This is a genomic window from Agrobacterium tumefaciens (assembly GCF_031801495.1).
Lineage (GTDB): Bacteria > Pseudomonadota > Alphaproteobacteria > Rhizobiales > Rhizobiaceae > Agrobacterium > Agrobacterium tumefaciens_K.
Genome location: NZ_JAOEGC010000002.1, coordinates 1,778,562 through 1,790,955, shown reverse-complemented (window position 1 = coordinate 1,790,955; position 12,394 = coordinate 1,778,562). Strand labels below are relative to the sequence as shown.

Annotated in this window: 11 protein-coding genes and 1 pseudogene; 4 read left to right on the top strand and 8 right to left on the bottom strand. The window is 57.8% G+C overall.

The window, feature by feature from the left end; translation table 11 throughout:
- Positions 1–18 precede the first annotated feature (18 nt).
- Entirely contained in the window at positions 19–1,590 is a 1,572-nt protein-coding gene (locus N7578_RS18175; RefSeq protein ID WP_311111634.1) for a hypothetical protein, read from the bottom strand.
- A gap of 523 nt (positions 1,591–2,113) precedes the next feature.
- Between N7578_RS18175 and N7578_RS18170 the strand changes: the two genes are divergently transcribed.
- A complete protein-coding gene (locus N7578_RS18170) occupies positions 2,114–2,695 on the top strand; it encodes a TIGR00730 family Rossman fold protein (protein ID WP_311111633.1) in 582 nt (193 codons plus the stop codon).
- Between the two features lie 71 nt (positions 2,696–2,766).
- Here N7578_RS18170 and N7578_RS18165 read toward each other — a convergent pair whose 3' ends face one another.
- Positions 2,767–3,120: a nuclear transport factor 2 family protein gene (locus N7578_RS18165; RefSeq protein WP_311111632.1), complete on the bottom strand. Its 354-nt coding sequence runs from the start codon at positions 3,118–3,120 to the stop codon at positions 2,767–2,769.
- A gap of 392 nt (positions 3,121–3,512) precedes the next feature.
- Between N7578_RS18165 and N7578_RS18160 the strand changes: the two genes are divergently transcribed.
- Positions 3,513–4,115 (top strand): J domain-containing protein, encoded by a 603-nt coding sequence (locus N7578_RS18160; protein ID WP_311111631.1) that lies wholly within the window; start codon positions 3,513–3,515, stop codon positions 4,113–4,115.
- Between the two features lie 21 nt (positions 4,116–4,136).
- On the opposite strand, the gene N7578_RS18155 is transcribed toward N7578_RS18160, so the two are convergent.
- Positions 4,137–4,715 (bottom strand): DUF922 domain-containing Zn-dependent protease, encoded by a 579-nt coding sequence (locus N7578_RS18155; RefSeq protein ID WP_311112553.1) that lies wholly within the window; start codon positions 4,713–4,715, stop codon positions 4,137–4,139.
- Positions 4,716–4,907: 192 nt separating this feature from the next.
- On the bottom strand, positions 4,908–5,381 hold the full coding sequence (locus N7578_RS18150) for a PRC-barrel domain-containing protein (RefSeq protein ID WP_311111630.1): 474 nt from the start codon (positions 5,379–5,381) through the stop codon (positions 4,908–4,910).
- A 162-nt stretch (positions 5,382–5,543) separates the two neighbouring features.
- Between N7578_RS18150 and N7578_RS18145 the strand changes: the two genes are divergently transcribed.
- On the top strand, positions 5,544–5,960 hold the full coding sequence (locus N7578_RS18145) for a DUF1801 domain-containing protein (RefSeq protein WP_311111629.1): 417 nt from the start codon (positions 5,544–5,546) through the stop codon (positions 5,958–5,960).
- Positions 5,961–6,027: 67 nt separating this feature from the next.
- On the opposite strand, the gene uvrB is transcribed toward N7578_RS18145, so the two are convergent.
- Entirely contained in the window at positions 6,028–8,949 is a 2,922-nt protein-coding gene (gene uvrB, locus N7578_RS18140) for an excinuclease ABC subunit UvrB (RefSeq protein WP_311111628.1), read from the bottom strand.
- Between the two features lie 252 nt (positions 8,950–9,201).
- Here uvrB and N7578_RS18135 point away from each other — a divergent pair, with 252 nt between their 5' ends.
- On the top strand, positions 9,202–9,555 hold the full coding sequence (locus N7578_RS18135; protein ID WP_311111627.1) for a DMT family protein: 354 nt from the start codon (positions 9,202–9,204) through the stop codon (positions 9,553–9,555).
- A 43-nt stretch (positions 9,556–9,598) separates the two neighbouring features.
- Here the strand turns inward: N7578_RS18135 and N7578_RS18130 are convergent.
- The 3 genes and pseudogenes from N7578_RS18130 to N7578_RS18120 all read right to left on the bottom strand — a co-directional run bounded on the left by N7578_RS18130 (position 9,599) and on the right by N7578_RS18120 (position 12,393).
- Positions 9,599–11,018 (bottom strand): annotated as a pseudogene (locus N7578_RS18130) (PepSY-associated TM helix domain-containing protein).
- Positions 11,019–11,074: 56 nt separating this feature from the next.
- Positions 11,075–11,479, bottom strand: coding sequence for a DUF2946 family protein (locus N7578_RS18125; RefSeq protein ID WP_311111625.1), 405 nt, complete (start codon positions 11,477–11,479; stop codon positions 11,075–11,077).
- Positions 11,480–11,799: 320 nt separating this feature from the next.
- A complete protein-coding gene (locus tag N7578_RS18120) occupies positions 11,800–12,393 on the bottom strand; it encodes a hypothetical protein (RefSeq protein ID WP_311111624.1) in 594 nt (197 codons plus the stop codon).
- Between the last annotated feature and the right edge of the window lies 1 nt (position 12,394).

The following is a 12,394-nucleotide window of genomic DNA, read 5'->3' as shown; positions in this document are numbered from 1 at the left end:
AGACGGATGAAAGCCTAATCAAACACGGTGCTCCCCAAACACGCCGTACTCCTGAAAATCGCTTTCTGTCTGCTCTTGTATCCGGAGCCATTCTTCACGGGTTAATGGCACTTCGGGTTCATCCAGTTCGAACCAGCGTTCATCTGGGCGCTTGGCTTCGCCGTGTGCTCCGAGGATCATGTATTGCCAGAGTTCCAGCATGCGCAGTTTCAGCGATGAATCAGTGTCGAGATCATAGAACCTCTGGATGACGCTAATCTTGCCTTCGCCCTTGTGCGTGACCTTCGCAACCTCGCTTACGATATCGTCATAAGGGAATCCGAGCTTGCGGCCCTTTTTTCCCATGTGAGTGACGAAGGCCCGTCGCAGGTCGTGACTGGCGAAGTCCGTTCCTTCTAACGGTCCCCCAGGCTTTCGCGCAGCCTGAAAAATATCGTTGACGAGCTTGTTTGATATATGTCCGTTGCCAGGGATGTGGGCGTAACGCTTCTTCAACTGGGGGAAGAGGAAGTTATTGGCATCTTTATCGGGGGATCGCTCGCGGTATCGCATCAGGGCGGAATGCCCTGCCCATGCCGCCCAAGACGGCAGGGGCAGAGGACGGTATCGCTTGTTCTTATCGGGACCTAAATACCAGACGTAATCAAACCGCCCAGAGGTATTGTAGGTTCGAGCCATCTGGTTATGGAATGTCGTCGTAACCGTTTCTATCCTCTGCCCAGTGAGAGCTTGGAGTGTGACAGCCCTCTTCGCCTCGTGGGCAAAGTCCTGCTCATCTACCCAAAAAAGGAAATCGTAAAGCTGTTTGAGGGACATGAATGGACGATCAAAAATGTCGTCTGCGTTTATGACGTCACGCTTCTTCAAATCGGGTTGATCGACCGCAGGCAATCCGATGGTCGGATTCATTTTCAACCCAGTGACGCGCCGAGGGTCCATCGCAAACTTGAAGGCTGCTTTCAGCCCGTTCTCTGTTTGCTCAGCCGCACGAACATTGTCCTTCGGAATCCCGTTGACCATCCCTCCGCGCTCAAGAATATTCTGACGGACGGTGAGAATGTCGAGTTGAGTGATGTTCGCGATAGGCCGGCCTGCGATGTGGGCGAAGTCGGAGGCCAGTTTACTGTTTTTCGCGGCTCCCAGCGCCGAGCGATAAGTCGAGTACATCGCATCGCTCTTGTATATCTTCGCCCACGCGAGATATTCGTTCCGTAAAACCTCCCACGTCCATGCACCGTCGATTTTCACGGCGGCGACGTTCTCCGCAACTTCGACGGATGGTGTAGCCGTAGGCTGCGATAAAAGAGCGGCAACCATAATTTTGATGTCGTCGTTTTTCCGACCAGCCTTCCAGCTTGCCTTGATCTTTGCGGCGATCTCTCGAACGAGAGGCATCTGGTCGACCCTGAACCCATCCAGCGGTGAGAAGGAAATCTTGTTGTTCTTGGTCATGACCCACCAGTGGGCACTTCCGTTCTTCACCTGGATACACAAGCCGGCGACGTCGCTGTCCCGGAACACGGCGGCGGTACGAGACTGAGCGGCGGACCGCGCCTTCTCGATGGTTTTCTTATCGATGTATTCGGCCACTCAGACCTCCTGATTTTTTAGGGCCACCAACTCTGATTGGGGCCACCCTGGGGCCACCGTGTTTCTTGTGCAAGAGTGGAACAGGTAGCACTGGAGGTCTTCTCAATAGCTTTCTTAAATCGTTAAAATGTAAACTTTTCATAGTTATATCAGAGCGATAGTGGCGGTTCCTGATGAGCAAGACATTACCCGAAAAGGTTGTGTTTTACCTTTTGGTTGATTTGTAATCAGGGGGTCACGAGTTCGAACCTTGTCGGGGGCACCAGTATTTTCAAACGCTTACGTATCGTTTTATAGCTCAGGACGTTCCTCGCGTTCCTTCGACGCTCTCCAATCCATCTTCATGCAATGATCTTTTTGCCGAGACACCGACTCATCTGCTCTTTATGGGGTTCCGTAAAGAGCGGCAGCGAACGGGCACGAATAGACGTCCGGACATCGCGCTCTCCAACCTGAAGCAGTTGGCGCATGTGATGATCCCGGATCGGCGCTTTCGCTCGCCACGTCTGACCAAGGGAATGCCATGACGACCCGCACTATCCAATCGATTGCCGTGTTCTGCGGTTCCAATTTCGGTGCTTCGGAAGAGTTTGCGAACGGAGCAAGGGCGCTTGGGAGCGCGCTCGGCAAGGCCGGGATCAAGCTGATCTATGGTGGCACGACCAAGGGGCTGATGGGCGTGGTTGCCGATGCCGCACTTTCAGCCGGTGGTGACGTCCACGGCGTCATCACTGCCCGCCTTCAGGAAAAAGGTCACTCGCATGCGGGGCTGACGTTCTACGAGGTGACGCAGACGCTTCGTGAACGCAAACAGCGCATGGCCGAACTGGCGGATGCGTTCATCGCTTTGCCTGGCGGCATCGGCACCATGGAAGAGTTCATGGAAGTGTGGACGATGAACCAGCTTTCCGAAATCGACAAGCCGATCGGCCTTCTGAATACAAGAGGCTTTTTCAATAGCTTCCTGGGTTTCATCGACCACATGGTTGTCGAAAAATTCCTGCCTGCAGCTCATCGGCAGTCGGCCTCTGTCGACGCGGATGCGGAAGCCCTGATCGAAAAACTGCAGACCTATCAGCGCGTTGAAGTCCCGAAGTGGCTGTAAGGCAAGCCATAAATGATCCGGCAAGCGTCGTTGCTTGCCGTTTCATTCAGTCCGTGCATTTGCGCGGCTTGTTACGGTTTCAAGTGATAGAGTTTGTGGACGATGAACCAGTTTCCATCGCGCTCCAGCAGTGACAGATATTCGCAGAAATCCATGCCGTCGAAGCTGGTCGTGAGTTTGACGGAGGCGCTGTCACCCTCCTTGTCTATCCCCAGTATCTCGAAGGACGGGTCGTGATCGGGAAGGCCGCGCTCGTTTTCCCGGATCTGGCCGACGAAATCATCGAGCGAAAGCCACTCGGTTTCGCCAAGGTAATTGCCGACGATTGAGGCGCGCGGATGGAAAACATCGCGCATCAGTCCTTCATCCGCGTAGGCCATGGCATGAACATAGTCCGTGACGGTCTGTGTGATCGTTTGCGGCATCGGACTGACCCTCCCTTCAGATCGATGATCGAGAGTACACCCGTTGATGGCATTTCGCCACAACCCCTTGTCACACAGTGTTTTAGCGATTTTTCGCCGCCCGCCAGGACGCCTCCGTTCGTGCGATAGACAGGCGGAGAAAGTTCTTTCGTTTCGGCTGTCCCCAATTTTGTCCGGCCAGTCGTCATCGTGGCCTTGGCCTCGACAAATTTCGGGGCCAAGGGCTTTTCGCCCGGTTTCATATCGCCATGGCAGAGCATCCTTTTTTGGGGGGGCGTCGCTTTGACTGGTGCAGCAGGGGTGCCCCGTAGCGCGGTTTTCGCCTATGATAGGTCCGCTGCCGTCGGATATGGTCGGCACGCTGGTGAAGAGTTGCGTTTGAAGGTGTTTTCGTGATCGATCCTTATGTTTTGCTTGGCGTGGAGCGCGATGCCGATGATGCCGCGATCAAATCCGCCTATCGGAAGGTGGTGAAGACCGCCCATCCGGACAGCGGTGGCGACGCCGAGCAGTTCGCAAAACTTCAGACGGCCTACGAACTGCTGAAAGACCCGGTGCGCCGGAAGGTGTTCGATGACACAGGATACGATCCGCAACTGGCTGATGCCAAGGATCTCAAGGGCTTGCTGATGCTGGAAACGCTGGTCAACGAATTCATTCTGGACGAGCGTGAGCCCGGCAGCTTCGATCCGGTGGCGGCGATGCGCCGCAAGCTGACGGACGATATCCTGAAAAGCCGTTTCCATATTCTGGAGCTTGAGCGTCACCGGACCCGCGTTCGCAAACACATGGACAGGCTGGGCAAAAAGCCGGAGGCAGATGTGCTTGGCTCCATGCTGCGCGCCCGCAGCCAGTCGATCGCCGAGGCGATCCGCAATGCCGAAACCCAGATCGAGGCTATCGAGCAGGCCTATACGATGCTGGAAGGATACTCATACGAGCTTGAGGCCATCTCCTTGCCCGAACCGATCCTGAAAGGCGAGGCGGCGGAGTAAACCGCTTCAGCCCCATATCCGTCAGGGTCCGTTGACCAGTGCCAGAATAAGCTGATGCACCTCGCCGCCGGGCGAAAGCTCGTCGCGGTCGAAATCCCTGCCGCGTTGGCGCTGTTCGTTGGAAAGCTCGCCCAGCCGCTGTTGCAACACCGCGCGGACCTTCTGGCAGCCCGGATCGCTTTCCGCCCGCAGACCGACGCTGAATGCCTCGATCTTTTTCACCATGTCGAGAACATGCTCGCCATGCACGCGTTCATGCGTTTCGACCCCGCTGATGAAGGTTTTCCAGCTTGCCGCGACGGCGGGCGGCAGCTTCGCCGGTGCCTTCGGCCAGGTGTAGATGATGGTGAGGTTCGGGCGCGCCGTAGCCAGCACGCAGGCTCCATCAGGCTGCGGGCGATAATCGCGCCGCCATGTCAGCTTGAATGTGGTGTGTGCTATGGCCTGTACGCCAGCCATGGGGCCGCGCTCGCCGATGGAATCGTAAAGAGCCGCACCCGTATTGCCGGTAATGGCGTAGGTCTTGATCTGTTCAGCCGGTTTCCAGTCTGCGGCCCTGGCTGCGGGAGTGGAAAGTGCCGACAGTGCAACAGCCGCGATGAAGGCAAGGGACGGAAATCTTGAGGCAGGCACGCATCGATCCTTGAATGGTTTGGCGCGCCGAAGATAGGCGAGGGCCGGGCGGCAAGGCAAGGGTGTGCGATAGCCCGGTTGCGTGTTTCGCTCATCCCGTCACGAAAAACCCCCGCGACAGAGCGCGGGGGTGTGGCAAGCGTGCGACTGGAGGGGAGATCAGTCGTCCAGCTTGTCGTAATCGAGCTTCGGAGCGTTCTGCAGCGCTTCCTTGGTGGTGTCGACATAGGCCTTCCACGTGCCGTTATCGTTGTTCACGGCGACCGAGGCTGGATCGAGCACGACATAGCTCTTGTCGATACCGAGGAAACCGCCGACGCTGGCCACAAGGCCGATGACCGACTTGCCGTCACCGATGACGACATCCTCGATTTCACCGATGCTTTCGTTCTGGGCGTTGTAGATATCCATGCCGTCAAGCTGCGAGGCGGTCAGGTCGGTTTTCTGCACATTGATGAATTTCAGTGGGCCAGTGGCCTTGGTGCCCATGGTGAAGCCCGGACCCGACAGTGTTGCATCGGCGCCAACCGCGGCAGGTGCCGTAGCCGCAGGGGCCGTTGTAGCCGTCTGCGCGAAGGCAACAGAAGAGGTCAGGGCTGCGGCGGCAGCCAGTACGAAAACCTTGTTTTTCATGATGTTTCTTCCCTTTGCATGCTGAACGTTGCGTTCGGGGAGGAAACGAGGCGAGGCAGATTTGGTTCCGCCCACGACGGAATGAAAAATCGAGTTTATGATGCCTGTGGCCACTTGCGTGGAGGATGCAGCCGTCAAAACAAAGGAAACCGGGAGGATTTCGTGGTCAAAAAGCGAGCGGAAAATCAAAACGACGAAGCTTCGGCGTCCCTCTTTATCGACCGCAAGATTGCCGAGCTTGGCGACTGGCGCGGCGACCTGCTGGAACGCCTCAGAGTAGTCATCAAAAAAGCCGACCCGGATGTAGTGGAGGAGGTCAAATGGCGTGGCGTCCCGGTGTGGTCACATGACGGCATCATCTGCACCGGCGAGACGTATAAAAGCGTCGTGAAGATGACTTTTGCGAAAGGCGCGTCTCTCGAAGACCCAAGCCGCCTGTTCAATTCCAGCCTAGAAGGCAACACCCGCCGCGCCATCGATTTTCATGAGGGCGACGAGGTGGATGAGGAGGCGCTGGCGGCGCTCATTCGGGCCGCGGTGGAGGTGAATGGGAAGGGAAAGGCAGTGAATAGGCGATAACTTGCCTATTCCCTCATTACTTCCATTTCACGGTCTCGCTAGTTGTTCGTGACGTTCAGCACTTCGACTACCGCCCTGGCCGTCCTGTCTTGCCCTTGGTGCGGCCCTTGCGTTTTTCGTCGACCGGATCCTCGTAGGAGCCAGCGCCGATCTTGCCCCGCACCAGCGGGCGGGGGTCGTCGGTTCGTTTTTCCGGTTGGCCTTCCAGAAGCGGTGAGAAACGTTTGCCGGGTTCCGCAGGCTTCTCCGGTATGTCGCCGCGCACGGGTTTTTCCGTGCGGCCAACGGTCATTTCATCGAGCGTGTTCTTGCGGAACAGCGGTTTGGCGGTATCCGTGCCCGGTCCCATATCGTCCAGAGATGGTTTGGCGAAAAGGGACTTTTCCTTCGCGCCGCCGGATGCGGCCCTGCCTTTTCCGCCACTTTCCAGCGATTTTGCTTCTTCCTTCGCAATAGGGTCGTCCATGGCGGCGAGTTCGGCAGCCTTGAGGCGCTTGATTTCGTCGCGCAGGCGGGCTGCCTTTTCGAAGTCGAGATCCGCGGCGGCGTCGCGCATGGATTTCTCCAGTGCGTTGAGGTGGGCCTGCAGGTTGTTGCCAACGAGATGGCCGCCATCTGCGAAGCCCTTGCCGGAAACGCCGGATATATCGGCCCTTACGTGGTCGCGTTCATAAACTGAATCAAGAATATCGGAAATCTTCGCCTTGACCGATTCCGGTGTGATCCCATGCTCGGCGTTATACGCCATCTGCTTTTCGCGGCGACGGCTGGTTTCTTCCATTGCCCGTTTCATGGAGCCGGTGATGTTATCCGCATAGAGAATGACCTTGCCGTCGACGTTACGGGCGGCGCGGCCAATGGTCTGGATGAGGGATGTTTCCGAACGCAGGAAGCCTTCCTTGTCCGCATCCAGAATGGCCACAAAGCCGCACTCGGGGATGTCCAGCCCTTCGCGCAGCAGGTTGATGCCGACCAGTACGTCGAATGCGCCGAGGCGCAGGTCGCGGATGATCTCGATGCGTTCCAAAGTGTCGATGTCCGAGTGCATATAACGCACCCGCACGCCCTGTTCGTGCAGGTATTCGGTCAGGTCTTCCGCCATGCGTTTGGTCAGCACGGTGCAGAGGGTGCGATAACCCTTGGCGGCGGTTTCGCGGATTTCACCCAATACGTCATCCACCTGCGTGCGGGCCGAGCGAACCTCGACCGGTGGATCGATGAGGCCGGTGGGCCGGATGACCTGTTCTGCGAAGACGCCGCCTGATTGCTCCAGTTCCCAGGCACCGGGGGTGGCGGACACGGCAACGGTGAGGGGGCGCATGGCGTCCCATTCCTCGAAACGCAGCGGGCGGTTATCCATGCAGGAGGGCAAGCGGAAGCCGTATTCAGCCAGTGTCGCCTTGCGTCGGAAGTCGCCGCGATACATGCCGCCGATCTGGCTGACGGAAACGTGGCTTTCATCGATGAAAAGAAGGGCGTTGTCCGGGATATATTCAAACAGCGTCGGCGGTGGTTCACCGGGATTGCGGCCGGTGAGGTAACGGGAGTAGTTTTCGATACCCGCGCAGGAGCCGGTGGCTTCCAGCATTTCGATATCGTAGCGTGTGCGCTGCTCCAACCGTTGTGCTTCCAGCAGGCGTCCGGCCTTTTCCAGTTCGGCAAGGCGGCCCTTCAGCTCTTCCTTGATGGACTTGATCGCCCCGTTCAACGTGGGGCGCGGGGTGACATAGTGGGAGTTCGCGTAGATCTTGACCGATTGCAGATCGCCTGTCTTCTGACCCGTCAGCGGATCGAACTCGGTGATGGCATCGATCTCATCCCCGAACATGGAGATGCGCCATGCGGCATCTTCCAGGTGGGCGGGGAAGATTTCGATGGTATCGCCACGCACGCGGAACGAGCCGCGCTGGAAATCCATGTCGCGGCGCTTGTATTGCTGCGCCACGAGGTCTGCCAGAAGCTGGCGCTGATCCAGCCGGTCACCGACAGCCATCTGGAAGGTCATGGCAGTGTAGGTTTCGACCGAGCCGATACCATAAATGCAGGAAACGGATGCGACGATGATGCAGTCGTCGCGTTCCAGCAGCGAGCGGGTCGCGGAGTGGCGCATGCGGTCGATCTGTTCGTTGATCGAGGATTCCTTTTCGATGAAGGTATCCGAGCGCGGCACGTAGGCTTCCGGCTGGTAATAATCGTAATAGGAAACGAAATATTCCACCGCATTATCGGGGAAGAAGTTCTTGAACTCCGAATAGAGCTGGGCGGCCAGCGTCTTGTTGGGGGCGAGAATGACGGCGGGGCGCTGGGTGGCCTCGATGACCTTTGCCATGGTGAAGGTCTTGCCGGAGCCGGTGACGCCGAGCAGCACCTGGCTGCGCTCGTTGGAATTGATGCCTTCCACCAGATCGGCGATCGCCGTGGGCTGGTCGCCTGCTGGCTGGTAGTCCGAAACCATGCGGATCGAAATGCCGCCTTCGGATTTTTCCGGGCGGGCAGGGCGATGCGGTGTCCACAGCTTGCCGTCCTTGAACAGCGGATTGCCGCTTTCGATGAGCTTCGCCAGCGCATCGACCGTGGCCGTGACCGAGCCCGTGGCGAGGCTGGCGGCGTCTTCAAGCGAGACGTCCAGACCCGCGACCGGATTGAGGCCGGCTGCAGCACGGGTTTTCGGGTCGCTGGAGGCGCCGATGGAAACGCCGCGTGCGGTCTTCTGTGCCGTAGCCTTCTTGTTTGCGCCGGATTTTTCCTTCGCCGCTTCGTCCAGAGCCTGCTTGCGCGCCTCGATCTCGATCTTCTTGCGATGCTTGCCCGCCTTGGAGGCGATCTCGCGCTGCGTTTCCACGGACGATGCTTCCGCCTCGGCCTCGAGCTGCTTCACCCAGTCGGCAACGCTGCCGGAAAGCGGTGCGCCTTCGAAATCTGCCTGGGGCATTTCTTCGAAGCCGTCGGAAAGGGAGCTATCGGTAGAATTTTTCGGTGATCTGGCCATGGTCGGAATATGGAGACAGTCCGGTTGAAAGGAAAGGGGCAGCAGTGAAAAAATGAGTACAAAAAGGAAACATGAGTAGAGGCAATCGGCATGGAGGCTTCAGCATTTCCCGCTCTTAATGTTTCCCATCTGCGTCGGCTTATCAGAAAACCGCTACATTTTTTTACCCGATGCTATAAGCAATACGCCGCAAATCGAAACAGGTTCCCTGCTTCGCAGACTATTCCCTCTCCCGGTTTTCAAAGGTCGATCATGCCTTTCTCCATCAGCCCCGCTCACATCTGGCCTGTCCTGATGCTCGTCGCCTCCAACGTTTTCATGACTTTCGCCTGGTACGGACACCTCAAGCACAAGGGCAGTGCGCTGTTCATGGCCATTCTGGCGAGCTGGGGCATCGCTTTCTTCGAATATTGCCTTGCCGTACCCGCCAACAGAATGGGATCGGAGGTCTACTCGACCGCTCAGCTGAAGACCATTCAGGAGGTCATCACGCTGGCGGTGTTCGCGTTGTTTTCGGTCTTCTGGCTGAAGGAAAGCATCACCATCAATCACCTCATCGGTTTTGCGCTGATCGCGCTGGGTGCGTCGTTCATCTTCAGATCCTGACGGCCAAAGCGCAGCGGCCGGGATTGCTCCCGGCCGCTGTTTTTCAGACGCCAGCGCGCTTTGCGCGCGACTGTATGAAGAGATCGAGCAAGCAACATGACAAGTAGGCTCATTCCGACCAATGGGAAAATGATTCCCCCAATGGCAAGGATGGCGATGAGGCCGTAAAGGATGCGCTTTTGCTGCGGCATAGGCGGCACACCGAGGGAGCCTTTCGGGCGGCGTTTCCACCACATGACGCCACCGGAGACGGCAAGCAGCACGATGCCCAGACACGCAAGGGCAAGCACGATCTGGTTCACGACGCCGAATTGCTGGCCCATATGGATGTTGATGCCAAATTCCAGCGCCTTGCCCAGCGGTCCGTAATCCGCATAGCTCACGTCGACCAGCGGTTTGCCACTGTACTGATCGAGATGAATAACGCGTTGCTTCGACAGGTCGTCCGGATAGATCGAGCCGCTGTAGACACCGCTCGACTTGATCGGTAATGCCACGGCGTATCCCGGTGTGAGGCCGAGTTCATCGAAACGGGCAATCGCTCTATCAAGACCGATGGAACCGGCAGGCTGGACAGTTTCGGCGACCGTCGGCGCCACGTTCCCGCTATCGTGCTGACCGTGATCGTGGCCCTCTGACAGGGGGATCTGTGCCTGTTCCAGTGACCATGATGTCTTGGAGATTTGATCCAGCTTTTCTGTGGACATGGGAACGTCGACGCGCACGCCTGCGGGATATCCGAAATTATTGCCATTGGCCCATTCATTGACCTTCGCGCCCCATACGCCGGACCAGGGCATGCCGGTGATGGCGAGGAAAACGATGACGACACCAACGAAGATGCCGATGACAGCATGGGTGTCGCGCCAGAAGACGCGTTTCTTCGGTGTGCCACGCACCGAAAGGACGCCGCCTGTCTGATTGCGGGGCCACCACAGGTAAATGCCGGTTGCGACGAGCAGGATGGACCATCCGGCAGCGATCTCGATAAGATAACGGGTGTAGGCGCCGAAATATTTCAGGCTGTGGAGGTAACGGATCGTCCACATGACGGTGCCGCGATCCTGCAGCGAGCCGAGAACCTGGCCGTTATAGGGGTTCACATAAACAGCGCGTCTGCCTTCCGCAGTATTGACGGTTATCTCGGTTGAGACGCCGGTATCGGCTGGTGTCGTATATTTGATTGCCGTACCGGGAAAGGCTGCAAGGGCAGCCGCGACGATATCGGAAGGAAGTGCCTTCGGTGCGTTCTGGACCACCTCGATGCGTTTCAGATCGGCATGGATGATATTGTCCAGCTCATCCCTGAAAAGATACAGCGCACCGGTGATGGCGAGCGAAATCATGAACGGCAGGACGAAAAGACCAGCATAGAAGTGCCAGCGCCAGACGGCGCGGTAAAGGCTGGTGGACGAAGATCGCGCACTCGGGCGCTCCCCTTCGAAAGAGGTTGTGACGGACATGGATGTCTCCGCAAGATAAGGGTGGTCCGGCTTTTCCCGGCCGGATGGTTCATGCGTCAGATCTGCAGAGAAAGGGGTGGGGCGCGGGCTCGCGATTCCCTGTTGGGCGGAGAGGGCGGCAGGGGCGCGTCGGCTGGCAGGACGGCGATACGCAGGTTCGGGGTGATTTCGACGGGCAGGTCATCGGGTGTGACGGGAAGTGCGGCCGTGGAGAGGGAAGCAAGGCGGCAAAGCGTGCCGCAGCAATTGTTGGCCAGTCTGGAAGCCGGATTTTCCTTGCCAGTCGTACCGTCAGGCGAATGGGTGGAGCAGATGATGTCACCCGCTGCCACAGCGGCGGCCGCCATGCCGCCGTTAGCAGCGCCATTTACAAGGCCCTGCAGCAAGAACAGCAAAAGCGCCAGCGTGGCGATGGCGCCAGCCGAACTGCGATCCTGCATGATCCTGCGAATAAATCTCATGGCTTCTGAGGTGCCACATTCTTCTTCCGTTGTCACTGCGACAAAGGTGATCCCGGGTTGCTGACGCCAAGCGGCGCAATCGTCGGAAACCCGGATTCGTTCTACAAGAGTGCCGATGATCGAGAAAAGCCAACCGAAGCTGCCCTCGAGCGGTAATCCGCAGATCCGTTGGGTTATGGCAACGAGCCGGTTCTGCTCGATGTATTGCTACAAAAAGTACGTTGAGCTTGCTTTCATGCGAGGAGGTACGCTTACGCCCGTGGTGCCGGTCGCTTCGAAACAGGCATCGGCCCTCCCGGGCCATGATGTCTGACGACTGCTCAGGTCAGCAGGTCGTAAGTGCGGAAAATCCAGACGACCTGGTAGATGAGTGCGAAGGCGATGAGGCCCTGGTGGAAGCGACGATTGGCGACGAAAGCCGCCGTCGTGAACAAGGCCACGAACACAATGTTGCGGAGAATATATTCCAGACCAAGAGCGGCGAAATAGTCGCGGCCTTTCAGCAGCGTGTCGGCAATATCGGTGACGAAGAGCGCGGCCAGAAACGCAAAAAACCAGCCTTGGCGCGAGAAGAAATAATCTTCGTATCCGGTGTATTCCTTCATGTCCGTGGGGAAGAGGAGCACGCAGAGAAAATAGAATAGCGAGCAGAACAGGATGAGGAACAGGAACGCGCCGAAGCCGAGAACGTGGCCGGTGGCGGCAAGCCGGTGTTCCCACCACCAGAAATGCACCAGCATGAGAAAGAGAAACGCGACCCAGCCCAGATGCAGTGGGTACATTCGCTCCTTCTTCGGGTGCTGCACGAACCCTGCAAGCCCGGTCAGAAGGCGGGCGAGACTGAGGCCGACGATCATGCCCATGACGGCACGAATGTGCGAATAGGCTTCCGCAGCGTTGACGGCGGCCTCCACG

Excerpts from the sequence above, each read along its gene's own strand:
- N7578_RS18150 (WP_311111630.1), bottom strand. The coding sequence starts at position 5,381 with ATGAAAAACAAGGTTTTCGTACTGGCTGCCGCCGCAGCCCTGACCTCT.
- N7578_RS18135 (WP_311111627.1), top strand. The coding sequence starts at position 9,202 with ATGCCTTTCTCCATCAGCCCCGCTCACATCTGGCCTGTCCTGATGCTC.
- N7578_RS18170 (WP_311111633.1), top strand. The coding sequence starts at position 2,114 with ATGACGACCCGCACTATCCAATCGATTGCCGTGTTCTGCGGTTCCAAT.
- uvrB (WP_311111628.1), bottom strand. The coding sequence starts at position 8,949 with ATGGCCAGATCACCGAAAAATTCTACCGATAGCTCCCTTTCCGACGGC.
- N7578_RS18125 (WP_311111625.1), bottom strand. The coding sequence starts at position 11,479 with ATGAGATTTATTCGCAGGATCATGCAGGATCGCAGTTCGGCTGGCGCC.
- N7578_RS18165 (WP_311111632.1), bottom strand. The coding sequence starts at position 3,120 with ATGCCGCAAACGATCACACAGACCGTCACGGACTATGTTCATGCCATG.